This is a genomic window from Achromobacter sp. MYb9 (assembly GCF_002975275.1).
Classification (GTDB): Bacteria; Pseudomonadota; Gammaproteobacteria; order Burkholderiales; family Burkholderiaceae_B; genus Achromobacter.
The window spans coordinates 800,997-825,880 of the sequence record NZ_PCOQ01000001.1 but is presented as its reverse complement, the minus strand read 5'-3'; the positions used below and the strand labels follow the sequence as shown (position 1 = coordinate 825,880).

The following is a 24,884-nucleotide window of genomic DNA, read 5'->3' as shown; positions in this document are numbered from 1 at the left end:
CGAATCAATTGTCCTGCAACAGGGTGTCGGCCACGGCCGACAGGTCTTCGCACACACGCGTGTTGTCGGGCAGGCCGCCCTTGGCCAGCGTCTTCTTGCCATTGCCCGTCTGCACCAGCCAGGGCGAGCAGCCGACGGACGACGAGGCCTGCAAATCGCGCAGCGAGTCGCCCACGGCCGGCACGCCGGTCAGGTCGATGTCGTACCGACGGCCGATCTGCTCGAACATGCCGGGGCGCGGCTTGCGGCAGCTGCAATTGTCATCGGGACCATGCGGGCACAGGAACACGGCGTCGATGCTGCCGCCCACCGCGGCCAGCTCGCGCCGCATCTTGGTGTGAATGGCAGTCAGCGTGTCCATGTCGAACAAGCCGCGCGCCAGGCCCGACTGGTTGGTGGCAACCACCACCTTCCAACCCGCCTGCGTGAGCCGGGCGATCGCCTGCAGGCTGCCTGGCAGCGCGATCCACTCGTCGGGATTCTTGACGAACGCATCACTGTCCTGATTGATGACGCCGTCGCGGTCTAGGATGATCAGTTTCACTGTGCCAGCCTGGAAATGTCTGCCACCTGGTTCATCAGGCCATGCAACTGGCCCAGCAGGGCAAGCCGGTTGGCGCGCACGGCCGGGTCTTCGGCCATGACCATGACGTCGGCAAAGAACGCATCCACCGGTTCGCGGGCCTGCGCCAGCGTGGAGAGGCTGCCGGCGAAGTCGCCGGCGGCAAGCTGGGCCTCGGCCTGCGGGCGCAGGGCGGCAACCGCGGCGGCCAGGGCCTTTTCGGCAGGCTCGACCAACGCGGCGGCGTTCACCGCGCCGATCTCGCCTTCGGCTTTTTTCAGCAGGTTGCCAATCCGCTTGTTGGCGGCGGCCAGGCTGGCGGCTTCGGGTAGTTGCGCGAAGGCGGCGGCGGCGCGCACGCGTTCGGCCACTTGATGCAGCGGCGGCGTCAACGCGATGACGGCTTCCACCGCATTGCGGTCGAAGTCGTTGATCAACTGGTTGCGGTAGCGTTCATAGATGAAGGTGCGGACTTCAGCCAGCGTGTCGGACGGGACTTTGCCGGCCGGGAACGTGCCCGCGGCCAGCTCCAGCAGGCCGTCCAGGGACAGCGGGCCGTCTTCGCTGATCTTCAGCCAGCCGCCTGCGGCCAGTTGTTCGAAGGCGCTGATCAGGCCCAGCGCGGCGCGGCGCAGACCGAAGGGGTCGCGTTCGCCCGTGGGCGCCAGGCCGATGGCCCAGATGCCGACCAGCGTTTCCACGCGTTCGGCGATGAAGAGCGTGGCGGCGGTCAACGTGTCTTCAGTGACGGGCGAGTCATAGCGGTTGCGGTACTGGCCACGCAGCGCCTGCACGACGCTGTCGGGCTCGCCGTCGCCGGCGGCGTAGTACGCGCCCATGATGCCCTGCAACTCGGGGAATTCGCCCACCATGTTCGAGCCCAGGTCGGCCTTGGCCAGCATGGCGGCCCGATCGGCGGCCGTGACGTCGCCGCCCAGTTGGCCCGCCACGCCGCGCGCGATGGCGCGCACGCGTTCCACGCGTTCCAGCTGGGTGCCCAGCTTGTTGTGATAAACGATGGAGCCCAGTTGCTCGACGCGCGCGGCCAGCGGCGTCTTGCGGTCGGTTTCGAAGAAGAACTGCGCATCGGCCAGACGCGGGCGCACCACGCGCTGGTTGCCTTCGACGATGTTCACCGGGTTGTCCGTGTGCATGTTGCTCACGATCAGGAAGCGGTGCGTCAGGCGGCCGGTGGCCGGGTCGAACAGCGGGAAGTACTTCTGGTTCAACCGCATGGTCAGGATCAGGCATTCCTGCGGCACTTGCAGGAACTGCTCTTCGAACTGGCCCACGTAAACGGTGGGGTGTTCGACCAGCGCGGTCACTTCGTCCAGCAGCGCGGCAACTTCAGGGTCGTCGCCCAGCGTGGCGGACAGGCGGCCGGCGTGGTCCAGCAACTGGCGCTGGATCTCGTCGCGGCGGCCTTCGAAGGACGCCACGACGCGGCCCTTTTCAGCCAGGGTGGCGGCGTAGGAATCGGCATCGGCGAACGACACCGGGCCGTTGCTCATGAAGCGGTGGCCCAGCGTGTCGCGGCCGGCGGTGAGGCCCAGCGCGGACACCGGCACGACGTCCGCGCCGAACAGGGCGACCAGGCCGTGCGCGGGGCGCACGAACTTGACGGTGGTGACGCCGTCGGCCAATTGGTAGCGCATGACCTTCGGAATCGGCAGGCTATTGAGCGCCGTGTCGATGCCTTCCTGCAAGCCCGTGGCCAGTTGTGCGCCGGCGGCGGTGCCGCGGGCGACCAGATAGTCTTGCTTGCCGTCGGATTCGCGGTCCAGCGTGGCCGGGTCAATGTTCTCGAGGCCCTTGGCGGCCAGTTTTTTCTGCAGCGCCGGCGTGGCCTGGCCGTCGGCGGTCAGGCCGATCTTCACGGGCATCAGCTTTTCGGCGTAAGGCTGGTCGGGCGCCTGCGCCAGCACGGCGGACAGGTGCACGGCCAGGCGGCGCGGCGTGGAATACGCGGTCACGGCGCAGCCGTCGGCCAACAGGCCGTGGCGCTCCAGCGTGGCGCGCACGCCTTCGGCGTAGGCTTGTCCCAACTTTTGCAGGGCCTTGGGCGGAAGTTCTTCGGTCAGCAGTTCGACCAGCAGCGGGCGGATGTTCGTCGTCATTTATGCAGCCTCCCCGGCCTGGTTGCGGCGCAGCATGGGAAAGCCCAGTCGTTCGCGGGAATCGAAATAAGCCTGCGCGACGGTGCGCGACAGGTTGCGGATGCGGCCAATGTAGGCGGCGCGCTCGGTGACGCTGATCGCGCCACGCGCGTCCAGCATGTTGAAGGTGTGCGCGGCCTTCAGGGCGGCCTCGTAGGCCGGCAGCGCCAGCGGCACTTCCATCAGGCGGCGGGCCTCGGCTTCATAGTCGTTGAAGTGCGCGAACAGCATGTCGGCCGACGAGTGTTCGAAGTTGTAGGTGGACTGCTCTACTTCGTTCTGGTGGAACACGTCGCGGTACAGCACGCGGTTGCCGTTGGCGCCTTCCGTCCAGACCAGGTCGTACACGCTTTGCACGTCTTGCAGGTACATGGCCAGACGTTCCAGGCCGTAGGTGATTTCACCCGTGGTCGGCGTGCAGTCCAGGCCGCCCACTTGCTGGAAGTAGGTGAACTGCGTGACTTCCATGCCGTTCAACCAGACTTCCCAGCCCAGGCCCCAGGCGCCCAGCGTGGGATTTTCCCAGTCGTCTTCGACGAAACGGATGTCGTGCTGCGTCGGGTCGATGCCCAGCGCTTTCAGCGAACCGATGTACAGGTCCAGGATTTCCGGGGGCGCCGGCTTCAGCACGACCTGGTACTGATAATAGTGCTGCAGGCGGTTGGGGTTTTCGCCATAGCGGCCATCCTTGGGGCGGCGCGACGGCTGGACATAGGCGGCGCGCCACGGCTCCGGGCCGATCGCGCGCAGGAATGTGGCCGTGTGCGAGGTGCCGGCGCCGACTTCCATGTCGTAGGGTTGCAGCAGGGCGCAACCCTGCTTGTCCCAGTATTCCTGGAGCGTAAGGATGATTTGCTGAAAGGTGAGCATAGGATTCTTGGAATTCGGTCGCCCGAGCAAGGCTTGCCGTGGGCGTGGGAAACCTGGCATTTTAACTGGCGCCGGGCGGCGCGTCCCGAAGCGGGCTAGTAGGTAGGGGGCGTGACCGCGCTGACGATTTCGCTGGGGCCGTCGTGGACGTTGCGAAAGCGGTGGGGAACCCGGCTGTCGAAGTAGTAGGAGTCGCCGGTTTGCAGCACGCGGGTCTTGTCCCCCACGGTGACTTCCACCGCGCCGGCCAGCACCAGCCCGGCTTCCTGGGCCGGGTGGCTGAACAGTTCCCCGGTGTCGGCGCCCGGCAGGTAGCGTTCCTGCATCATGAGCATGGCCCGATTGGCGAAACGGCCCCCGATCATGCGGTAGGAAATGGCGTTTGGGTTGCCGATCTCGGGCAGATCCTCGGGCGTATAGAAGGGCGATTCGGCCACCAGCAGCCGGCTATTTGAAAAAAATCCGACGATGGTGGTGCCCAAGGCGTCCAGTACCGCCGCCAGCGTGTCCAGCGACGGACTGATCTTGTCGCGCTCGATCAGCGAGATCGATGCATGCGATACGCCCGAGCGCTGGGCGACTTCACGTATGCCCAGGCCGCGGCGGCGGCGTAATTCCCTGATGTCTGCCCCGATTCTCGGCATCGTGTCTCCTCCTGGCGGACCGGTCACCGGACCGGCGGTCGTTCCGCCATGCAGGATACACGGGCGACGCTCACCCGCGAGCCGCCCGTGGCGGGCGCAGTTCAATAATTTGGGGACGGTACGCTGGGGTGTCCAGGGGATAGAGTGGCCGGGCCAGGTCAAAGGGCAGCCGTTCGGGATGGTAGCCGGTCAGCCCGGGCGTTTCGGCGCAGGCGCAATCGCCCATGTCGGCGAAGGCCAGCTTGAAGTGATAGCCGGACTTCACCACGATCAGGTCCACGGCATCCAGGTCGATGCCGGCATCCAGGTAACAGCCGGGGTCCTGCGACATGACGGCGTCTTGCGTGATCAGCAGGTCGTAGCGTTCATTGCGGAGCACTGCGTGGGGACCCAGCCGCAGCGTGGCGCCGCGCATGAACGCGCCGCGGTTGCGGAAGGTGCCGTCGCCCAGGGCGGCGACGTGCCCCGACACGGCCAGGGGCTGGCAATCCGTGCTGTAGCGGCCACCGGCCTGCAAGTTGACCAGGGCGCCGGCGCCTGCCTGCTGGCACACACGCAATGCCTCGGGGTCGGTGACGATGGCGGCGATGCGCCCGGGCGTCAGGGCGAGGGCGCGCTGGAGCACGTGCAGGCTGTCACCCGGGCCGCCCGCCAGCACACGGTCGCCGAAGTCGCCGACGATCAGCCTGCGGGAAGACCGCGCGTGGCGTTCAAGCAGCGCGTCGGTGTCCGGCAGGTCATGGACGTAGTCGTCGCGCCCGTCCCACAGCGCCTGGGCAAGCTCCGTGGCGAGCGCCCGCGTCCGCGGCAGGTCGGCGGCGGTCCGAGCATACGCCAGGACGGTCTGTCCGACGCCGGCGCCGTCGATGAAAGGATTCACGTTGAAGAGGGAGACGTCCAGGATGCCGGCGCCGGCCCGCACGGCGGCCAGCGCCCGCGCGTGCAGCTGCGCAAGCGGGCCGTGCGAGGTTTCGTCGTTGCCCCGGGTCAGCATCGGCACCAGCACGCTGATTCCCGCCGGGCGCTGGCCTGTGTCCAGCATGTGCAGCAACTGCCCGGCCACCCGCAAGCCCGTCTCGGCGGCATCGGCATGCGGATTGGTCTTGTAGGCCGAGGCAAAGTCCAGCTGGCCCAGCAGGGCGGGCACGGCATGGGCATGCAGGTCGAACCCCGCGACGATCGGCATGTCGGGCTCGACGATGGCGCGCAGGCCCGCCAGCAGATCCGCTTCGGCGCTGTCCAGGCTGACGGTCTGCATGCATCCGTGCAGGCATAGGGCGATTGCGTCGAAACCGCCTGCAGCCGCCGCTTCCAGGATGCCTTGCCGCAGCACCGCGTAGGCGCTGTCCTCGACCCGGCCGCCGGGCCGGGCGCGCGCGGCGAGCGTGGGAACGGCTTCGCAGCCCTGGGCCTGCAGCGTGCGCAGGATGCCTCCCAGCACCGAGTCGGCGCCGGCATTGGCGCTCAGCATGGCCTGGCCCCGCTCGATCTCGAATGCCGACAAGGGAGTGGTCACCGGGGTGAAGCCGTGCGTTTCCTGGAAGAGTTGACCCACCAGGATGCGGTAGCGGGCAGGCATGTGTCTGTCTCCGAATGGTGGGCCTTCGCGGCCCGAGGATCTACTTGAGGCTGATATTGGCGCGTTGCGCCGTCGCGCGCTGCTTATCGATCTCGGCCTTGAGCTGGGCAGCGAACTCCGCGGGCGGATTGCCCACCGGCACCGCGGAGAATCCCGCCAGCTTTTCCTTCACGTCCGGCATGGCAAGAACCTGGGCGACGGCCTGATAGAGCTGCTGCACGATGGCGGGCGGCGTGTTCTTGGGCGCAACCAGGCCAAACCACGATGCATCGTTGACCTCGGGGATACCCGCCTCGGCAAACGTCGGCACATCGGGCAGGGCCTCGATGCGCTGCGGATAGGCGACCGCCAGCGCTTTCAAGTCGCCGCTGCGGATGAAGGGCAGTGACGAAGGCAGATTGTCGAATACGGCGGCGATCTGGCCGCCCAGGGCATCCTGCAGCGCGGGGCTTGCGCCCCGATACGGCACATGCATCATCTCGGTGCCCGTGCTTAGCTTGAACAGCTCGCCCATCATGTTGGACTCGGAACCGGCGCCGGCCGAGCCATAGGTGTAGGCGTTGGGCTTGCTCTTGAGCAGCTTGACGAAGGAGGCCATGTCGTTGGCGGGCACCGCCGGTCCGATGGTCAGCACATTGGGCACCGACGCGAGCTTGGTGATCGGGGCCAGATCGCGCGTTACGTCGTAGGAGATATTGTCGTAGACCACCGGGGTCACCGCGTGCGAACTGACCGTGGCGATGCCGAGGGTGTAACCGTCGGGGTCGGCGCGGATCACGTATTCGCTGCCGATCCGGCCGGCCGCGCCGTTGCGGTTTTCGACGACGACCGTCTGCTTGAGCAATTTGCCCAACGGGTCGGCGATGGTGCGCGCGAGCACGTCGGTGGTGCCGCCGGGCGGGAAAGGCACGACCAGCTTGATCGGCCGCGATGGATAGGATTTCTGGGCCTGTGCGGGCGTCGCCAGGCTGGCGCCCACGAGCGCCAGCGCGCTGAAGATGATGCCGAGTTTCATTGTTTTTCCCCTGTTGGACGATTTATTGGAACGGGCCGCCGCCGGCCGTCCAGCCAGGCGGCGCCTGGGTTCAACCCATGCGCAGCGCGGCGGCGCGGCGGTGTCCTTCCATGCCTTCGGTGCGGCTCTGGCGTTCAGCCGGGGGCGCCACCGCGGCCACGCCGCGCGAATCGAGCCATTGATGCGTGCAGATCTTCAGGAACGACCCGACCCAGAGTCCCCCGGTGTACCGGCCCGCCCGCATCGTGGGCAGGGTGTGGTTCGTGCCGCAGCATTTGTCCGAATACACCACACTGGCCAGCGTGCCGATGAACAGCGAGCCGTAGTTGCGCAGCTTGGCGGCCGTGGCATGCGGATCGCGCGTATGGACCTGCAGGTGTTCGGCAGCCACGAAGTCGGAGTAGGCCAGCATCTCGGCCTCGTCCGCGCACAGCACGATCTCGCCATAGTCGGCCCAGGCACGCGCCGCCACGGGGGCGGTGGGCAGGTCCGCCAGTTGGCGCTCGACGGCGCGCAGGGTGTCGCGACCCAGCTGCTCGCTGGTGGTGATCAGCCCGACCCGGGTGCGTACGTCGTGTTCCGCCTGGGCCAACAGGTCCGTGGCAATCATTTCCGGATCACCGGTCTCGTCGGCGACCACGAAGATCTCGCTCGGGCCCGCCAGTTGGTCTATACCCACTTCGCCAAATACCTGCCGCTTGGCCTCGTTGACGTAGGCGTTGCCCGGGCCGACGATCTTGTCCACCGCAGGAATGGATTCGGTGCCGCAGGCCATGGCGGCGATGGCCTGGGCGCCGCCGACCAGGAAGATGCGGTCGGCGCCCGACAGGTGGCAGCCCGCGATCATTGCCGGGTGGGCACCCGGCGGCAGGCAGGCGATGACTTCATCGCAGCCCGCGACCTTGGCGGGGACGATCGTCATGACGGGCGCCGACAGGATCGGATACCGGCCGCCGGGCACGTAGGCCCCGATGCGCTGCACCGGAATGACGCGATGCCCCAGGTGCAGTCCGGGCAGCGTCTCGATTTCCAGGGGCAGGACTGTCGCCAGCTGGGCCTGGGCAAAGGCGCGCACGCGCTCGATGGCGAACTCGGTGTCCTGGCGGGTCTGTTCGTCCAGATCGGCGACGGCCTGCAGCCGGGCTTCAAGCGAGACCTCCAGCGCCGGCGTGTCCTTGCCGTCGAATTTCACGGAGTACTCACGGACCGCGGCATCGCCGCGGGCGCGTACCTGCGCAATGATCTCGCGCACCGTATCCTCGATGGCGCTGGCGCTATCCTCGGCGCGGGCAGCGGGCGACTTGATGTAGTTCAGTTGGGTTGTTGCGGGCATGGAAGGCTCTTCGTGAGGGAAGCGTTGCGGGTGAAGGCCACTATAAGAGCGGCCCCGGGTCTTGTTTCATGCCTGCGGTGGGGTGGTAACTATATTGACCGGCGCGGCCGTTTCCATGGGCGCGCCGCCGGGCTGAACGCCCGCGCGATGGCGCGATCCCCGGGGGGCGGGGCCCGCTGCGGCGCGCTGTGGGGCGGCGGGGCTGGTGAATATACTGATCAGGGGGTGCGGCAGCGCCCGCCGCCCAATGGTCGTATGATTCCAGGTTGAGTCCCAAGTCTTATATAAAACCCGGAACCCGATTAACACCCGCAATTCCGAGAATTCCCGGAAGGAGCAGCCTCATGTCAGACCTGATCACGGTGGAAGTCACCGACGGCATCCAGATCATCACGATCAACCGCCCCGAAGCCAAGAACGCCATCAACCTGGAAACCGCCCAAGCCATGGCTGCCGCGCTGGACCAGCTGGATAGCCGCGACGACATCCGCATCGGCATCCTGACGGGGGGCGGCGGCACGTTCTCGTCGGGCATGGATCTGAAGGCGTTTGCTAAATCGGGACAGCGTCCGTACGTGGATGGCCGCGGTTTCGCGGGCCTGAACGAAAAGCCGCCCAAGAAGCCGCTGATTGCCGCCGTTGAAGGCTATGCCCTGGCCGGCGGTTGCGAAATGGCCCTGGCCTCGGACCTGATCGTGGCCGCCAGCAACGCCAAGTTCGGCCTGCCCGAAGTCAAGCGCGGCCTGGTGGCCGGCGCTGGCGGCATGCTGCGCCTGCCGCGCCGCCTGCCGTACCACATCGCCATGGAAGTGATCCTGACGGGCGAAATGCTGACCGCCGAACGCGCCTACTCGTTTGGCCTGGTCAACCGCCTGACCGAACCGGGTGGCGCCCTGGCCGGCGCGCTGGAACTGGCGCGCGCCATCGTTGAAAACGGTCCGATGGCAGTGCAGACCGCCAAGAGCATCGTGTCGCAGGCCGTTGATTGGGACCAGGAAGGCATGTTCGACCGCCAACGTCCGCTGATCGCCCACATCTTTTCTTCGGCCGACGCCAAGGAAGGCGCCACCGCTTTCGCCGAAAAGCGCAAGCCGGTCTGGCAAGGCAAGTAATGAGTATTCCCGGCCGCCGTTCAAGGCGGCCGGGCAGCAACACCGATCTGTTCTCCCATGTGGTTGGTTTCATCCTACCAGCCGCGTTTTCATGTTTTCCATCTTGACCCGCAAATCGCCATGTCCGTCATCATTAAAGAAGAAGACCTTATCCAGTCGATAGCCGATGGCATCCAGTTCATCAGCTATTACCACCCCGTGGATTACATCCGCCATCTGGCGCGCGCCTACGAGCGCGAGGAAAGCCTCGCCGCGCGCGACGCGATGGCGCAGATCCTGACCAATTCGCGCATGTGCGCCGAAGGCAAGCGCCCGTTGTGCCAGGACACCGGCATCGTCAACGTCTTCCTGAAGATCGGCATGAGCGTGCGCTTCGACACCAAGCGCACCCTGCAGGAACTCTGTGATGAAGGCGTGCGCCGCGGCTACCTGAACCCGGACAATCCGCTGCGCGCCTCGGTGCTGGACGATCCGCTGTTCGCGCGCAAGAACACGCGCGACAACACGCCCTGTATCCTGCACGTCGAACTTGTCCAGGGCGACAAGGTCGACGTGCAAATCGCTTCCAAGGGCGGCGGTTCGGAAAACAAGACCAAGTTCGCCATGCTGAACCCCAGCGATTCGCTGGTGGACTGGGTGCTGAAGATCGTTCCGACGATGGGCGCCGGCTGGTGCCCGCCGGGCATGCTCGGCATCGGCGTCGGCGGCACCGCTGAAAAGGCCATGCTGATGGCCAAGCAGTCGTTGATGGAAGACATCGACATGTACGAACTGCTGGCCCGCGGCCCGCAGAACAAGCTGGAAGAACTGCGCATCGAACTCTACGAAAAGGTCAACGCGCTGGGCATCGGCGCGCAAGGCCTGGGCGGTCTGACGACCGTGCTGGACGTCAAGATCAGCACCTTCCCGACGCACGCCGCCTCCAAGCCGGTCGCGATGATTCCGAACTGCGCCGCCACGCGCCACGCGCACTTCGAATTGGACGGCTCGGGCCCCGCGCGCCTGGATCCGCCGTCGCTGTCGGAATGGCCGGAAGTGCACTGGGCGCCTGACTACAACAAGTCCAAGCAAGTCGACCTGAACACGCTGACGAAGGAAGAAGTCGCCAGCTGGAAGCCGGGCCAGACCCTGCTGCTGTCGGGCAAGATGCTGACCGGCCGCGATGCCGCGCACAAGCGCATACAGGACATGCTGGCCAAGGGTGAGCCGCTGCCGGTGGACTTCACCAACCGCGTGATCTATTACGTGGGCCCGGTGGATCCGGTGGGCGACGAAGTGGTCGGCCCCGCCGGCCCCACGACTGCCACCCGCATGGACAAGTTCACCGACATGATGCTGGAGAAGACCGGCCTGATCTCGATGATCGGCAAGTCGGAACGCGGCCCGGTCGCCATCGAAGCGATCAAGAAGCACGGCTCGGCCTACCTGATGGCCGTGGGCGGCGCGGCGTATCTCGTGTCCAAGGCGATCCGCGGCGCCAAGGTGCTGGGTTTTGCCGACCTGGGCATGGAAGCCATCTATGAGTTCGACGTGAAGGACATGCCGGTGACCGTGGCGGTGGACGCCCAGGGCACCTCGGTCCACACGACGGGTCCCAAGGAATGGCAGGCCAAGATCGGCAAGATCCCGGTCGCCGTGGCGTAAGCACGCGCGACACGAAGACGGCCGCTGACATCCAGCGGCCGTTTTTTTTTTCCTATTGCGGTTGCGGCGCCTGCAGGACGTTGCGCGCCACGCCCGTCGCCTTACGGCGTCTTCGCGGTGGCCGCCTTGAATGCCGCGATGGCGTCGGCCGATTTACCCAACACCTCGCGCAGCACTTCCTCGGTGTGCTCGCCCAGCAAGGGCGGCGCGCGGCGATAGACGACGGGCGACGCCGAAAACCGCAGCGGGCTGGCGGTAACCGGCGCCATGCCGCCGGCGGGATGCGGCAGGTCGCGGCGCAACTGCCTGGCCTGCGCCTGCGGATGCGCGAACGCCTGCGCGATGTCGTTGATGGGGCCGCACGGCACGCCCACCGCTTCCAGCTTGGCGATCCAGTCATCGCGGCGGCCTTGCAGCATGATCTCCGTCAGGATGGCGATCAGGACTTCGCGATTCGTCACGCGCAGCCGGTTGGTGGCGAAGCGCGGGTCGTCGCCCAGCTCGGGCACGCCGATGGCGCGGCAATAGGCGCGGTACTGCGATTCGTTGCCGGTGGCCACGATCAAGTGGCCGTCGCGGGCGGCGAACACCTGGTACGGCACCACGTTCTGGTGCGCGTTGCCGGCGCGCTTGGGCGCCACGCCGGAATTGAAGTAGTTGGAGTTCTGGTTGGCCAGCAGCGCCACGTGGCTGTCCAGCAGCGCGATGTCCAGGTGCTGCCCCAGCCCGCTGCGATGGCGTTCCTGCAAGGCCGCCAGGATTGCGACGGTGGCGTACATGCCCGTCACGATGTCCGTCACCGCCACGCCGGCCTTTTGCGGTCCGCCGCCAGGCAGATCGTCGCGCTCGCCGGTGATGCTCATCAGCCCGCCCATGCCCTGGATCATGAAGTCGTAGCCGGGCCGTTGCGCAAAGGGGCCGTCCTGGCCGAAGCCGGTGACCGAGCAATAGATCAGGCGTGGGTTGATGGCTTTCAGGCTGTCGTAGTCCAGGCCGTACTTGGCCAGGCCACCCACCTTGAAGTTCTCGACCAGGATGTCGCTTGCCGCCGCCAACTCGCGGATCAGCGCCGCGCCTTCGGACGTGGCCATGTCGGCTTCGACCGACCGCTTGTTGCGGTTGGCGCTGAGGTAATAGGCGGATTCGTTGGTGTCCTGGCCGTTACCGTCCTTCAGATACGGCGGCCCCCAGGCGCGGGTGTCGTCGCCGACGTGGGGGCGTTCGATCTTGATGACGTCGGCACCCAGATCAGCCAGGTTCTGCGTGCACCAGGGGCCGGCCAGGATGCGCGACAGATCAAGCACGCGGATGCCGTCAAGCGCGGGCGGGCGCGTCATGATTGCACCGTCGCGGTGCCGTGGCTCATGACGACGAGATCGCGTTCGCGCGCTCGCACCTGAAAGCGGATCTGTCCGTCCGGCATGTGCCAGATGTCGCATTGCAGGGTCTCGCCGGGATACACGGGCGCCGAAAAGCGGGTGTTCAGGCTGGCCAGGCGCGACGCATCGTAGCCGCAGCAGCTTTTGACGATGGCATGCGCCGCCACGCCGTACGAACACAGGCCGTGCAGGATGGGCCGTGGATAACCCGCCTGGCGCGCGACCTCGGGGTCGGCGTGCAGCGGGTTGCGGTCGGCGTTCAGGCGATAGAGCAAGGCGGCGCTGGGCGGGACGCGCAGTTCGCATTGCAGGTCCGGCTTGCCGTCCGGCACGGCGGGCAGGGCCTCGGGGCTGGCGTCGCCCTGGCCGAAGCCGCCGTCGCCGCGGCAAAAGGTGCTTTGCCGCAGGGTAGCCAGGCAGGCGCCGCTTTCATCATGCAGCGTGCGCTCGGTAATGACGATGGCGCCCTTGTCCGCGCCCTTGTCGATCACATGCGTGTTGCGGCTCTTGCCGATGACCACGCCCGATGTCGGCAACGGCGCATGCATCGTCAGACGCTGCTCGCCGTGCACGACCTTGACCCAGTCGATGCCGGCGCGCGGGTCCTGCACCCAGAAGCCGGGATAACCCAGCACCACGCTCATCGTGGGGAAGGCCTGTAAGTCCTTTTCGTACACGTAGCGCAATTGGCCAGCGTCTTCGGGGTCCTGGCCCAGGCCGATGCCCAGGGCATACAGCATGGTGTCTTTCTGCTCGTAGCGCTGACGTACATCGTCAAAGCGCCAGTTTTTCACGGTCGCGTAATCCAGGGGCATGGCGGTCTCAGATGGGGTCCCAGTCGATGACGTCGGGCGAGCGCTCCAGGGCGTAGAAGTGTTTACGCATGGCCGGCACGGCGATCTCGGCGATGCGCTCCGGCGTCCACCCTTCGCTGTTGTGCACCGTGCGCAGCGGTCGCGGCTGGCTCATCAGCATGATTTCGTTGGCACGCACGGCGAAGATCTGGGCGGTGATTTCGCTGGCCGCATCGCTCGCCAGGTAGACGGCCATCGGCGCGACCTTGCCAGCTTCCATCTTCTTCAGCTTTTCAACACGGGCCTTCTCTTCGTCGGTTTCCGCCGGGATGGAACTCGTCATGCGGCTCCAGGCGAACGGGGCGATGCAGTTGGACCGCACGTGGTAACGCGCCATGTCCAGCGCAATGGACTTGGACAGGGCCACGATGCCGAGCTTGGCGGCCGCGTAGTTGGCCTGGCCGAAGTTGCCGATCAGGCCGGACGTGGACGTCATGTGCACGAAGGCGCCCGATTCCTGTTCGCGGAAATAAGGCGCTGCCGCGCGGCTCATGAAGAACGAGCCATTCAGGTGCACGTCGATCACCTGGCGCCATTCTTCTTCGCTCATTTTGTGGAAAACGCGGTCGCGCAGATTGCCCGCGTTGTTGATCACCGCATCAATGCGGCCGAACGCGTCGATCGCGGTCTGCACCACGCGGCTTGCGCTGTCGTAGGCGGCAACGCTGTCCGTGTTGGCGACGGCCTGGCCGCCGGCCGAGATGATCTCTTTCACGACCGCTTGCGCCGGCCCTTCCGCGCCGCCTTCGCCGGTCAGCGACACGCCGATGTCGTTCACGACGACCTTGGCGCCCGCCTGCGCCATCGCCAGCGCAATGCTGCGCCCGATGCCGCCGCCCGCGCCCGTGACGACCACTACCTTTCCGGAAACCATGCCGCTCATAGCCTGTGACTCCTGTGCTGCGGCGCATGCACCGCCTGTGGAAAACAGTTCCGCATCAACCGATATGGTTCGCGGGACCGCGGCCTGTTAGTGTTAACAGGCCATGGTGCATGGTAGATTCGACCCGGCATTCGAAGAATTCAAAATTAGAAATGCCCCCCTTCTGCGTGGTGGAACATGAGACATGATTTGACTGACCTGCGTTTGTTTGTGAACGTAGGGGAAACACTCAATTTGACCCGGGCCGCGGAACGCACGTTCCTGTCATTGCCGGCGGCAAGCGCGCGGGTCAAGCACATGGAAGAAGCCTTCAAGGCGCGCCTGCTGGTGCGCCTGGCGACCGGCGTCGCGCTGACGCCGGCGGGCGAGGTGCTGCTGAAGCACGCCAACGCCGTCTTCCGGCAACTGGAATGCCTGAACGCCGATCTGCAGCCCTATGCCAGCGGGTTAAAGGGACGCTTGAGATTGCTGGCCAACACAACCGCCACGAACTCGTTTCTGGCGGATGCCCTGTCCACGTTCCTTGCGGAAAACCCTGACGTGGACGTCGAGCTCGAAGAGAAGATATCCGGGGACATCGTCATCGCGATCCGCGCGGGCGCCGGCGATCTTGGCCTGGTGGCCGGCAACATCGATGTGGAAGGGCTGGACGTCACGCCGCTGTTTCGCGACGAACTCACCGTGGTGACGTCGTTGGACCATCCGCTGGCAGCCTCCAAGTCGGCCCATTTCGCGGACCTGGTCGATGCCTATCAATTCGTCGGTATTCACCCCGACAGCGCCATCCAGACCTTCCTGGAAGACATCGCCAGCGGCCTGGGCAAGCGCATTTGCCAGCGCGTGCACGTGGGCAGCTTCGAAGCGGTGTGCCGCATGGTGGAAGCGGGCGCGGGCATCGCCGTCGTGCCGCGCGCCTGCGCGGCGCGCTACAGCCGGCCCGATTCGCTGCACGTGCTGAAACTGGAAGACCCTTGGGCGCTGCGCGACCGTCTGCTGTGCCGCCAGCGCGGCCGCGATCTGCCCAGCTTCGCCGAGTGCTTCATCGAACACGTGCAGCGCGCCGCGCGCGGGCAATGAACGCAGCAGCGGGCGGCCATGCCGGCGCCTGCTCCGTTTTCCCTAGGCCGGGTGTCGCATCCGCGCATCGTCCCGAGGTAGATCGTGTCCGCTGACCGAACTTTCCTGCCCGTGCGAAAGAGGGGCTTTTGAAAATGTGTAGCGGCGATTTGGCGCGGCCGGAAAATAATAAATAAGAGCGGCGGGCAGCAGTTCTTGAAGCTTGACCGTGAATAACACCAAGACTCAGGAGACTGCAGTGACCGATCTTCAACGCCGCCGCGTCCTCACGGGGCTGGGCGCCGCGTGCGCCGCCGCCGTCGTGCCCGCCTTATTCCCCGCCACGGCCCGCGCCGCCACCTGGCCGGGCCATGCCGTGACTTTCGTCGTGCCGTTTCCGCCGGGAGGGCCGGTGGATACCACCGCGCGCTTTACGACGCAGCCGCTAGGCCAGCTGTGGTCGGTGCCGACGGTGGTCGATAACAAATCGGGCGCGGGCGGCATTGTTGGCGCGCAATTCGCGGCCAAGGCCGAGCCCGATGGCTACAACTTCTTTTTCGCGTCCATCCACCACGCGGTGCTGCCCAGCTTGCGCGACAACCTCAGCTACGACATCACGCGCGACTTCGTGCCGGTCGGCATGGCGGCGGTGTTTCCCATCGTGCTGGTGGTGAATGCGTCGTTGCCCGTGAATACGGTCAGCGAACTGATCGCCTACGCCAAGGAGAACCCCGGCAAGCTCTCGTTCGGCTCGTCGGGCACGGGCGGCGGCACGCACCTGGCGGGCGAACTCTTCAATGCGATGGCCGGCGTGCGGATCCAGCACATCCCGTATCGCGGCAGCGCGCCCGCCATGCAGGACTTGCTGGGCGGGCAGGTGCAGGTAATGTTCGCGGATGGTCCGTCGGCCGTGCCGCATCTGAAGGGAGGCAAGGTGCGCGCGCTGGGCGTGGGCAACCCCACGCGTTCCAGCATGCTGCCGGATGTGCCTACCATCGCCGAATCCGGATTGCCGGGCTACGAGGCGTATTCGTGGAGCGGCGTGATGGCGCCCAAGGGCACGCCGCCGGACATCGTGAAGCGCATGAACGCCGATATGGTGAAGGTGCTGTCGGACCCCGCCACGGCCAAGGGCATGATCGCCGCCGGCGCCGAGCCCAAGCCCGGCACGCCGGAGCAATTCGGCGAGTTCGTGCAGCACGAGATCGTGAAGTGGCGCGACCTGATCAAGACCGCGAACATCAAGCTGGAATAGGGCGGCACGGACCACGCGGGCGGGCTCGTAGAGAGCCCGCCCGTTTTTCTTACGCAGCCATCAAGGCATCGCGGGCGCTGCGGTATTCCGCTTCCAGTTGATCCACCAGCGTGGCGATAGGCAGGACTTCCTGCGCGGCGCCCACGCCCTGGCCGGCGCTCCAGACATCTTTCCAGGCTTTCGGCCGGGTGTTCTTGTCCATGTTGGCGGGCGGCGCCTCGCCGTGCTTTGCCAGGGTCAAGGGATCCAGCCCGGCCGCCTGGATGCTGGCGGAAAGGTAGTTGGCTGGCACGCCCGAGAAATACGGGGTGTAGGTCACATCGGCCGCTTGCGCCTGCAGCACCATTTCGCGGTACGCCTCGCCTGCCAGCGACTCTTGCGTGGCGATGAAGCGCGTGCCCATATAGGCGAAGTCGCAGCCCAGGATCTGCGCTGCAAGAATGTCCTTACCGTGGCTGATGCAGCCCGACAGCGCCAGCGGGCCGTCGTAGAACGCCCGGATCTCGTTGACCAGCGCGATGGGGTTGATCTGTCCCGCATGGCCACCGGCGCCGGCGGCCACCAGAATCAGGCCATCGACGCCGGCCTCCAGCGCGCGCTTGGCGTGGCGCACATTGGTGACGTCGTGATAGACCAGCCCGCCGTACGGATGCACGGCTTTCACCACGGCTTCCGGTGCATGCAGCGACGTGATGATGAGCGGCACACGCCGTTCGGCGCAGATGGCCAGGTCGCCCTGCCAGCGCGGATTGCTGGGATGGATGATCAGGTTCACGCCATACGGCGCGACGCGGGCGCCGGGGTCGGCCTGGCGCCTGGCGGCCAGGCCTTCCTCGATGCGGGTGATCCAGTCGTGCAGCTGCTCCTGCGGCCGCGCATTCAAGGAAGGGAACGTGCCGATGATCCCCGCCGCGCATTGCGCCACCACCAATTCCGGCCCGGAAACCAGGAACATGGGGGCGCCAATGATGGGCAGGCGGGTCTGGGCGTGTAGCGCAAGCGGAGGATGCATCGTGGAGCTCCGGTGGGGTCAGTTGGCCTGGATGTTGGCGCTTTGGATAACGTCCGACCACAAGGCGTACTCGCGGTCGATACGGGACTGCAACGCCTTCGAGTCGCCGGCGTTGATGGTGTAGCCGCCTTCGGTCATGGCTTTGCGGAAGGCGGGATCCTTCGAGACCTCGTCAAGCGCGCGGGTCAGGCGGGCCGAGACGGCGTCGGGCAGTTTCTTGGGGCCGACCAGCGCGTACCAGCCGACGACTTCGTAGTCCTTCATGCCGGCTTCCATCATCGTGGGTACGTCGGGCAGTTCCGGATTGCGGGTCCTGGACGTCACGGCCAGCGCGCGCGCCTTGCCGCTCTTGATGAAGGGAATGGCGGTGCTGGTGATGTCGAACATGAAGGTCACCTTGCCGCTGATTACATCCATCATCGCCGGCGAATTGCCACGGTACGGCACGTGCAGCATCGACGCGTCGGCCTGCTTCTTCAGCAGTTCGGCCGACAGGTGGTTGGATGCCCCGATGCCGGCGGATCCGAACGACACCGCGTCCGGGTGCGCGCGGGCGTAGCCGACGAGTTCGCCGACATTCTTGGCGGGGATCTGCGGGCCGATCAGCAGCACGTTGGCGTAATCGACCACCAGCCCGATCAGCGAGAAATCGCGGCGCGGATCGAACAGCGTGCTGCGCTGGACCAGCGGCGACATGGTCAACGTGGGGCTGGCGGCAAAGCCCAGCATGTAGCCGTCGGGCGTGGCCTTGGCGGTGGCGTCGGACGCGATCATGCCGCTGGCGCCGGCGCGGTTCTCCACCACGACGGTCTGGCCCAGCTTGTCGCCCAGGTACTTGGCGAAGACGCGGGCCGTGGTGTCCACGGGGCCGCCAGGGGCGTAGCCCACCAACAGGCGGATGGGGCGTTCGGGGTAGGCGTCCGCACGGGCGGAAGCCGCCGTGGCAAGCGCCGCCACGGCGATGGCCGCGGCGAACAGAGTCTTGATGTTCACGCTGTTGTCTCCTTGTGTAGTAGCGGCGGGTCGTGGAGCGGAACAGCGAGTCCGCGCCTACGCCAGCCTTTCTTTCAGCGGCTGCTTCAGGATTTTTCCGCTGACGGTCGTGGGAATGGTGTCGATGGGGATGATTCGTGCGGGCCGCTTGTAGGGCGCCAGCTGTGCGCGCAGGTGCAGCATCAGCAAATTGGTGTCGATCGTGGCGCCGGGCACGGGTTCGACGAAGGCGATGACTTCTTCATTCTGGTCGGCCGTGTCGCGGCCCACCACGGCGGATAGCCGCACGCCGGGGAACGCGTTGATCACCGATTCGACTTCGATGGGGTACACGTTGAACCCGGACCGGATGATCAGGTCTTTGGAGCGGCCGGCGATGAACAGCGCGCCGCTGTGGTCGACATAGCCGATGTCGCCCGTGTTGAGCCAGCCGCCGGGCAAAAGCGCTTGCGCCGTTTGTTCGGGGCTGCGGTAGTAGCCCAGCATGACGCCAGGGCCGCGGATCAGGATGTCGCCGCGCTCGCCAGGCGCAGGCGTCCCGCCGTCGGGGCTGCCGATGCGCATTTCGACGCCGTCCACCGCGTAGCCGGCCGAGCAGTCTTCGCGCGGCGCGTCGATGCGCGTGATGAACATCGATCCCGCATATTCCGTGATGCCGTAGCCATGGTGCATCGACACGCCGAAGTAGCGTTCGGCATCGCGCTTGAGCGTGGGGTCCAGCGCGGCCCCGCCGGTGTACAGGTAACGCAACGCCGGGGCGCGCAGGTCCGCGCGCGGCGGCGCCACGGCCATCATCCGGCTGAACATGGTGGGCACGCCCTGCAGGATGCTGACGCCAGGATGGGCTAACGCCTTGAACGCGTCTTCCGCATCGAAGCGGCTGCGCAGCACCAGGCTGGCGCCGGCGTGCACGGTGGCCATCAATACCGTGGCGATGCCGAATATGTGCGACATGGGCAGCGCCGCGTAGCCGATGTCGTGCGGTGTCAGGCGGCGCGATGCCGCCGACACCCGCGCGAAGTGCAGCAGCCCGCGATGGGGCACCATCACGCCCTTGGGCGCGCCGGTGGTGCCGGACGTGTAAATCACGGTGGCGACTTCCGCGGCCAGTTCGCCGGTCTCGGCCTGCGTGGGAACGGCCGCCCGCAAGGCCTGCACGCCCGGACCCCAGATGGCCGGGTCCGCGTCCGTGGCGGAGGCGGCCGCGGCATGCGCGGCCGCCGCGGACGAGATGCCCGTGGTGTAGAGCATCAGCTCGGGCTGCGCATGCTGTCGGATGTTGTCGACCTCGCGGGCGGACAAGCGGGCGTTCACCCCAACCGGCCAGGCGCCCGCCAGGCCGCATCCGAACAACGCGGCGATCATCGCCGCGCAGTTTTCCCCCACCATCAGCACCCGGTGGCCGGGTTGCACGCCCTGTTCGCGCAACCAGCCCGCTACGGCCTGCACGCGTTGCCACAGTTGGACGTAGGTCAGCGTGCCGCCGCCTTCTTCGTGCAGGCAGACGGCGTCGGGCCGCTGGCGCGCTTGCAGCGCCAGGACTTCGTGGATGCGGGTGATGGGTTCTGCTTGGGACATCGGTGTTGCCGTGAAGGTCAAAGGGTGGCCTGGGTGCCCAGGATTGCGGTGGATTGGCTGGACAGCGTGCCGCCATTGCCATGCACCAACGCCAGTTGCGCGTCGGCAACCTGGCGCGCGCCGCATTCGCCGCGCAACTGCCGGACGGCTTCAATCATGATGAAGACGCCATACATGCCGGGATGCACGCAGCACAAGCCGCCGCCATTGGTGTTCACCGGCAGCCTGCCGCCTGGCGCGATGGCGCCGTCCGCGATGAAGTCCTTGCTTTCGCCCTTGGCGCAGAAGCCCAGGTCTTCCAGGAAGAGCAAGGTGTTGATGGTGAAGGCGTCGTAGAGCTCGACCACGTCGACGTCTTTGGGCGTGACGCCGGCCATGTCGAAGGCGCGCTTGCCGGATTCGGCCGCGGCCGTCACGGTCAGGTCTTCCATGGACGAGATTTGCCGGTTCCACACCGCCGTGGCGTTGCCCAGCACGTAGACGGGCGGACGCGGCAGGTCGCGCGCCCGGTCAGCCCGCACCAGCACGTAGGCGCCCGCGCCGTCCGTGACCAGGCAGCAGTCGCGCACGCTCAAGGGGTCGGACACCATGCGGGCCGACAAGATCTGGTCCAGCGTGGCCGGCTCGCGCAGTTGCGCCTCGGGGTTCAGCTGCGCCCATTGGTTGGCCGCCAGCGCCACTTGCGCCAGGTGTTCGCGACGCGTGCCGTACTGGTGCATGTGGCGCGCCGCCGCCAGCGCATACGACGACAGCGGGCTCAACGGCTCGTATGGCGTTTCGTAGGGCTGGGGGTCGAACTGCTTGCGGACCCGGCCGATTTCGGCACGGCTCAGCGTGGACGTGCGCTGCGTGCTGCCGTAGCAAACCAGCACTGCGTTGCATTGGCCGGAGGCCAGCGCATGCAGCGCCGGCATCAGGTGCGCCACGAAGCTGGAGCCGCCCAGCATGGTGCTGTCGATGAAGGTGGGGCGGATACCCAGGTGTTCGATCACCGGCATGGCCCACATCGGCGCCGCGACGCTGGCCGTGCAGATGCCGTCGATGTCGCGCATCGTCAGGCCGGCGTCGGCCACGGCGCGCTGCGCCGCCTGCACCAGGATTTCCATTTCGGTATAGCCCGCGGCCTGCCCAAGCCCGGCGTGGCCCACGCCCGCCACCGCGACGGCGCCGCGCAAATCGTTCAGCGTCATGGCGCCTCCTTGTTGGGTACGAAAACCACGAGCCCGTGGCCGTCCTGTTGCGCCACGCGGGCGCGCACCGCCATGCCGATATGCACGTCGGCAGGCGCCACGCCTTCCACGCGGCTCATCAGCCTGACGCCTTCCTGCAGGTCGATCAGCGCCACGTTGTAGTCGCCGCCCGCCTCGGGCTTGCGCCGCACCACGGTGGAGGAATAAACGGTGCCGCGCCCGTCGGGCTCGGTCCAGGCCAGCTTGTCCGCGCCGCAATGCGGACAAATCATTCGGGGATAGAACACGGCGCGGTCGCAACCGGCGCAATGCTGGATAAGAAAACGGCCCTCGTCGAGCGCCTGGCGGTACTGCGCCTCGACGCCCTGCGACACGCTTTCCTTGTGATCGGGAACAGTCATGGTGCGATGGGACTCCGGTAGATGACGGCTGCTAGTGTCCGCACTGGCGTCGGGTTCGGCCATTCTTCATTGCTGAAGCAGGCCTTTTGCGCGCCTGTAGAGGGGGCCCGCCCTACATCCTGCGCGAAGCCGGTCTTCGGAATAGGCAGATTGCCGGTCCGCCCGCGCCGTGGCTAGATACCGGGCAAAGGAGGTAGACCATGAACCTGACCTGGACGCCGCAAGAGCGCCAATTCCGCGACGAGGTGCGCACGTTCGCCGCGGCCAACCTGCCGGCCGATATCCGCGACAAGGTACTGCGGCATCAGCGGCTGGAACGCGAGGACTACGTGCGCTGGCACAACATCCTGGCCGACCACGGCTGGGGCGCGCCCAATTGGCCCGTCGAGCACGGCGGCACCGGCTGGAACGCCTTGCAACGTCTGATCTTCGAAGTGGAGTGCTTCAAGGCGGGCGCCCCGCGGCTGCTGCCTTTCGGCTTGTCCATGATTGGTCCCGTGCTGATGAAGTACGGCAGCGCCGAGCAACAGGCGCGCCTCTTGCCGCGCATGCTGCGCGTGGAGGATTGGTGGTGCCAGGGCTATTCCGAACCGGGTTCCGGTTCCGACCTGGCCTCGCTCAAGACCCGCGCCGTGCGCGATGGCGACGAGTATGTCGTCAACGGCCAGAAAACCTGGACCACCCTGGCCCAGTACGCCGACTGGATGTTCTGCCTGGTGCGCACGGACCCCGACGCGCGAGCGCAGCGCGGCATCTCGATGCTGCTGCTGGACATGCGCACCCCAGGCGTGACCGTGCGCCCGATCCGCACGCTCGATGGCGGCCACGACGTGAACGAAGTCTGGCTGGAAAACGTGCGGGTGCCGGTATCCAACCTGGTGGGCGAAGAGAATCAGGGATGGACCTACGCCAAGTATCTGCTGGGTCACGAGCGCACCGGCATCGCCGGGCTGGGCCACTGCCATCGCGAGCTGGGCATCTTGAAGCAGATGGCCGCGCGCGCGCAGTCGCATGGCAAGCCGCTGCTGGCCGACAGCCGCATCCGCGACCGCATTTCGCGGATAGAAGTCGACATCATGGCGCTTGAAATGCTGCTGTTGCGGGTGGCCTCCAGCAACGACGGCACGCCGGGGCCCGAGGCGTCCGTGCTGAAGATCCGCGGGTCCGAGATCCAGCAGGACCTCGCCATGCTGCAGATGGAAGTGGCGGGGCCGGATGCCTGGCCCTACGACCCCGACTGGCTCCAGGCCGGTGCCGATTTCCATGGTCCGGGCCCCGAGATGGCTGCCGCATCCGGTGCGGGCTACGCCGATATGCGCAAGACCTCCATCTACGGCGGCACGACCGAAGTGCAGAAGGGCATCATCGCCCGGCTGGTGCTGGGCCTGTAGGCCCGCCCCGCGCAATCCGACAGGAAGACACGCATGGATTTCATCTACACCGAAGAACAGCGCATGTTGGCCGACAGCCTGCGCCGCCTGGTCGACCAGGCATGGACGTATCCCCAGCGCCGCACCCGCCAGGCAAGCGGCACGCTGGACCCCAAGGCTTGGGGCGCGCTGGCCGAACTGGGCGTATTGGGCCTGACCATTTCACAGGACTTCGGCGGATTCGGCGAAGTGCCGGCCAGCCTGCTGCCGGTGCATGTGGAACTGGGCCGCGGACTGGTGTCCGAACCGGTCATTCCCAGCGCGGTCATGGGCGCGGCGCTGCTGGACGCCTGCGGCGACGCCCTGCGCGGCCGCTGGCTGCCCGCCATCGCATCGGGCGAGGCCATCGTCAGCGTGGCCTACCAGGAACCCGGCCGCCGCTACGACACTCTTCCGCAGCATTGCCGCGCCGCCAAGACCGCCGAAGGCTGGCGCCTGGATGGCGTCAAGCACCTGGTATGGCATGGCGCCGCGGCGACGGCATGGCTGGTCAGCGCGCAAGGCGCCGACGGGCAGACCGTGCTGCTGGCGGTGCCGTCCGACTCGGCCGGCGTGCGGGTGACCGATACGCCCACGTTGGACGGGGCGCGCTGCGCCCGGCTGGACCTGGACGCGGTGGGCTTGCCCGCCGATGCCTTGCTGGCCGAAGGGCCAGCCGCGGACGCAGCGCTGGCGCAAGCCTTGCAATGGGGCACGGCAGCGCTGTGCGCGCATGCGGCGGGCGCCATGGAGCGCCTGCTGGAGATCACGGTCGACTATCTGAAGACGCGCAAGCAGTTCGGGCAGCCGCTGGCGTCGTTCCAGGCCTTGCAGCATCGGCTGGCCGAGATGCTGGTGGCCAAGGAACTGGCCTTGTCGATGGCCTATGTGGCGGTTGCGGCCTTGACCGAGCCGGATGCCGCGCAGCGCCGCCGCATGATCGCGTCGGCCAAGCTGGAAGCCGCGCGCGCCGGGCGTCAGGTGGCGCAGATGGCCGTGCAATTGCACGGCGGCATGGGCATGACCGACGAACTGGATGTAGGCGACTATTTCAAACGGCTGACGGTGGTGGACCAACTGCTGGGCGACACGGCCGAGCAACTGGCCGTTCTGGAGGAACTGGCATGAGCGCAACCGCGTTCCATCCGCCCCAAGGGGCCGAATACACCCAGATCCGCTTTACGCTGGATCGCGGCGTCGGCGTCATCACGCTTGACCGCCCCGACCGGCTGAACAGCTTCACCGAAGTCATGCACGCCGAGCTGGCGCGCGCGCTGGACGCCATGGAGGCTGATCCGGGCCTGCGTGGCCTGATCATCACGGGGGCGGGCCGCGGCTTTTGCGCCGGCCAGGACCTCTCCGAGCGCAAACCCGCCGACGACGGATCGCGCCGCGACCTGAGCCAGATGCTCGAGAAATGCTACCGGCCGCTGATCACGCGCTTGCGTGCATTGCCCGTGCCGGTGGTGTGCGTGATGAACGGCGTGGCGGCGGGCGCGGGCGCCAGCCTGGTGCTGGCATGCGACGTGGTGTTCGCCGTGGAGTCGGCGCGCTTTATTCAGGCCTTCAGCAAGATCGGCTTGCTGCCCGACGCCGGCGGCACGTGGTTCCTGCCTCGGCTGGTGGGGTCGGCCCGCGCGATGGGGGCGGCGCTGTTCGGCGAAGCGGTCAGCGCCCGGCAGGCGGAATCCTGGGGCTTGATCTGGCGCGTGGTGCCCGACGACGCGCTGGCCGCCACGGTGTCGGACGTCACCGCGACCTTGGCGGCGGGGCCCACGCGGGCCTATGCCGCGACCAAGGCGGCGCTGCATGCGTCCAGCGGCAACACGCTGGCGCAGCAGTTCGATCTGGAATGCCGTTTCCAGCGCGAGCTTGGCTACACCGACGACTACCTGGAAGGGATGCGAGCCTTCGCTGAAAAACGGCCGCCGGCGTTCACCGGCACGTGACGCCGCAGGC

Annotated in this window: 22 protein-coding genes; 7 read left to right on the top strand and 15 right to left on the bottom strand. The window is 66.9% G+C overall.

Annotated features, from left to right (window positions below; all coding sequences use genetic code 11):
- Positions 1-4: 4 nt before the first annotated feature.
- From gmhB to hisD, 7 genes are all read right to left on the bottom strand, one after another.
- Positions 5-544 carry a D-glycero-beta-D-manno-heptose 1,7-bisphosphate 7-phosphatase gene (gene gmhB / locus CQ050_RS03750; protein ID WP_105555454.1) on the bottom strand — a complete coding sequence of 180 codons (540 nt, stop codon included), beginning with the start codon at positions 542-544 and terminating at the stop codon, positions 5-7.
- A complete protein-coding gene (glyS, locus tag CQ050_RS03745) occupies positions 541-2,679 on the bottom strand; it encodes a glycine--tRNA ligase subunit beta (RefSeq protein ID WP_105555453.1) in 2,139 nt (712 codons plus the stop codon). The genes gmhB and glyS overlap by 4 nt, the downstream gene beginning before the upstream one ends.
- Positions 2,680-3,588 carry a glycine--tRNA ligase subunit alpha gene (gene glyQ, locus CQ050_RS03740; protein ID WP_199196721.1) on the bottom strand — a complete coding sequence of 303 codons (909 nt, stop codon included), beginning with the start codon at positions 3,586-3,588 and terminating at the stop codon, positions 2,680-2,682.
- 95 nt (positions 3,589-3,683) lie between these two features.
- On the bottom strand, positions 3,684-4,232 hold the full coding sequence (locus tag CQ050_RS03735) for a cupin domain-containing protein (RefSeq protein ID WP_105555451.1): 549 nt from the start codon (positions 4,230-4,232) through the stop codon (positions 3,684-3,686).
- 70 nt (positions 4,233-4,302) lie between these two features.
- Complete coding sequence (locus CQ050_RS03730; RefSeq protein WP_105555450.1) at positions 4,303-5,811, bottom strand: M81 family metallopeptidase; 1,509 nt, start codon at positions 5,809-5,811, stop codon at positions 4,303-4,305.
- Positions 5,812-5,851: 40 nt separating this feature from the next.
- On the bottom strand, positions 5,852-6,826 hold the full coding sequence (locus CQ050_RS03725) for a tripartite tricarboxylate transporter substrate binding protein (protein WP_105555449.1): 975 nt from the start codon (positions 6,824-6,826) through the stop codon (positions 5,852-5,854).
- Between the two features lie 70 nt (positions 6,827-6,896).
- The gene (hisD, locus tag CQ050_RS03720; protein ID WP_105555448.1) at positions 6,897-8,159 is read right to left on the bottom strand and encodes a histidinol dehydrogenase; all 1,263 of its coding nucleotides are present in this window, start codon (positions 8,157-8,159) and stop codon (positions 6,897-6,899) included.
- A gap of 344 nt (positions 8,160-8,503) precedes the next feature.
- Here hisD and CQ050_RS03715 point away from each other — a divergent pair, with 344 nt between their 5' ends.
- Together CQ050_RS03715 and CQ050_RS03710 are read left to right on the top strand one after the other, a co-directional pair.
- Complete coding sequence (locus CQ050_RS03715) at positions 8,504-9,271, top strand: crotonase/enoyl-CoA hydratase family protein (protein ID WP_105555447.1); 768 nt, start codon at positions 8,504-8,506, stop codon at positions 9,269-9,271.
- Positions 9,272-9,391: 120 nt separating this feature from the next.
- Positions 9,392-10,915, top strand: a complete 1,524-nt coding sequence (locus CQ050_RS03710; RefSeq protein WP_105555586.1) for a fumarate hydratase — start codon at positions 9,392-9,394, stop codon at positions 10,913-10,915.
- 101 nt (positions 10,916-11,016) lie between these two features.
- Here CQ050_RS03710 and CQ050_RS03705 read toward each other — a convergent pair whose 3' ends face one another.
- The 3 genes from CQ050_RS03705 to CQ050_RS03695 are packed head-to-tail and all read right to left on the bottom strand — an operon-like array spanning position 11,017 to position 14,031.
- The gene (locus CQ050_RS03705) at positions 11,017-12,252 is read right to left on the bottom strand and encodes a CaiB/BaiF CoA-transferase family protein (protein ID WP_105555446.1); all 1,236 of its coding nucleotides are present in this window, start codon (positions 12,250-12,252) and stop codon (positions 11,017-11,019) included.
- Positions 12,249-13,109 carry a MaoC/PaaZ C-terminal domain-containing protein gene (locus tag CQ050_RS03700; RefSeq protein WP_105555445.1) on the bottom strand — a complete coding sequence of 287 codons (861 nt, stop codon included), beginning with the start codon at positions 13,107-13,109 and terminating at the stop codon, positions 12,249-12,251. The genes CQ050_RS03705 and CQ050_RS03700 overlap by 4 nt, the downstream gene beginning before the upstream one ends.
- Before the next feature lie 7 nt (positions 13,110-13,116).
- Positions 13,117-14,031, bottom strand: coding sequence for an SDR family NAD(P)-dependent oxidoreductase (locus CQ050_RS03695; protein WP_105555444.1), 915 nt, complete (start codon positions 14,029-14,031; stop codon positions 13,117-13,119).
- 177 nt (positions 14,032-14,208) lie between these two features.
- Here CQ050_RS03695 and CQ050_RS03690 point away from each other — a divergent pair, with 177 nt between their 5' ends.
- Positions 14,209-15,108 (top strand): LysR family transcriptional regulator, encoded by a 900-nt coding sequence (locus CQ050_RS03690; RefSeq protein ID WP_105555443.1) that lies wholly within the window; start codon positions 14,209-14,211, stop codon positions 15,106-15,108.
- 238 nt (positions 15,109-15,346) lie between these two features.
- Positions 15,347-16,342, top strand: coding sequence for a tripartite tricarboxylate transporter substrate binding protein (locus CQ050_RS03685; RefSeq protein WP_105555442.1), 996 nt, complete (start codon positions 15,347-15,349; stop codon positions 16,340-16,342).
- Positions 16,343-16,391: 49 nt separating this feature from the next.
- Here CQ050_RS03685 and CQ050_RS03680 read toward each other — a convergent pair whose 3' ends face one another.
- From CQ050_RS03680 to CQ050_RS03660, 5 genes are read right to left on the bottom strand one after another with little or no spacing between them, the layout of a single operon-like run.
- Entirely contained in the window at positions 16,392-17,354 is a 963-nt protein-coding gene (locus CQ050_RS03680; RefSeq protein WP_105555441.1) for a nitronate monooxygenase family protein, read from the bottom strand.
- 18 nt (positions 17,355-17,372) lie between these two features.
- Positions 17,373-18,347, bottom strand: a complete 975-nt coding sequence (locus CQ050_RS03675) for a tripartite tricarboxylate transporter substrate binding protein (RefSeq protein ID WP_105555440.1) — start codon at positions 18,345-18,347, stop codon at positions 17,373-17,375.
- Between the two features lie 57 nt (positions 18,348-18,404).
- Positions 18,405-19,925 (bottom strand): class I adenylate-forming enzyme family protein, encoded by a 1,521-nt coding sequence (locus CQ050_RS03670; protein ID WP_105555439.1) that lies wholly within the window; start codon positions 19,923-19,925, stop codon positions 18,405-18,407.
- Between the two features lie 17 nt (positions 19,926-19,942).
- Positions 19,943-21,115 (bottom strand): thiolase, encoded by a 1,173-nt coding sequence (locus CQ050_RS03665; protein WP_105555438.1) that lies wholly within the window; start codon positions 21,113-21,115, stop codon positions 19,943-19,945.
- On the bottom strand, positions 21,112-21,516 hold the full coding sequence (locus tag CQ050_RS03660; protein ID WP_105555437.1) for a Zn-ribbon domain-containing OB-fold protein: 405 nt from the start codon (positions 21,514-21,516) through the stop codon (positions 21,112-21,114). Before CQ050_RS03660 ends, CQ050_RS03665 begins: the two co-directional genes overlap by 4 nt.
- Positions 21,517-21,716: 200 nt before the next feature.
- Between CQ050_RS03660 and CQ050_RS03655 the strand changes: the two genes are divergently transcribed.
- Genes CQ050_RS03655 through paaG form a run of 3 tightly spaced genes read left to right on the top strand, consistent with a single transcriptional unit; the run spans position 21,717 to position 24,874 of the window.
- Complete coding sequence (locus CQ050_RS03655; protein ID WP_105555436.1) at positions 21,717-22,907, top strand: acyl-CoA dehydrogenase family protein; 1,191 nt, start codon at positions 21,717-21,719, stop codon at positions 22,905-22,907.
- Between the two features lie 33 nt (positions 22,908-22,940).
- Positions 22,941-24,053 carry an acyl-CoA dehydrogenase family protein gene (locus CQ050_RS03650; protein ID WP_105555435.1) on the top strand — a complete coding sequence of 371 codons (1,113 nt, stop codon included), beginning with the start codon at positions 22,941-22,943 and terminating at the stop codon, positions 24,051-24,053.
- Positions 24,050-24,874, top strand: a complete 825-nt coding sequence (gene paaG, locus CQ050_RS03645; RefSeq protein WP_105555434.1) for a 2-(1,2-epoxy-1,2-dihydrophenyl)acetyl-CoA isomerase PaaG — start codon at positions 24,050-24,052, stop codon at positions 24,872-24,874. The genes CQ050_RS03650 and paaG overlap by 4 nt, the downstream gene beginning before the upstream one ends.
- The last annotated feature ends 10 nt before the right edge of the window (positions 24,875-24,884 follow it).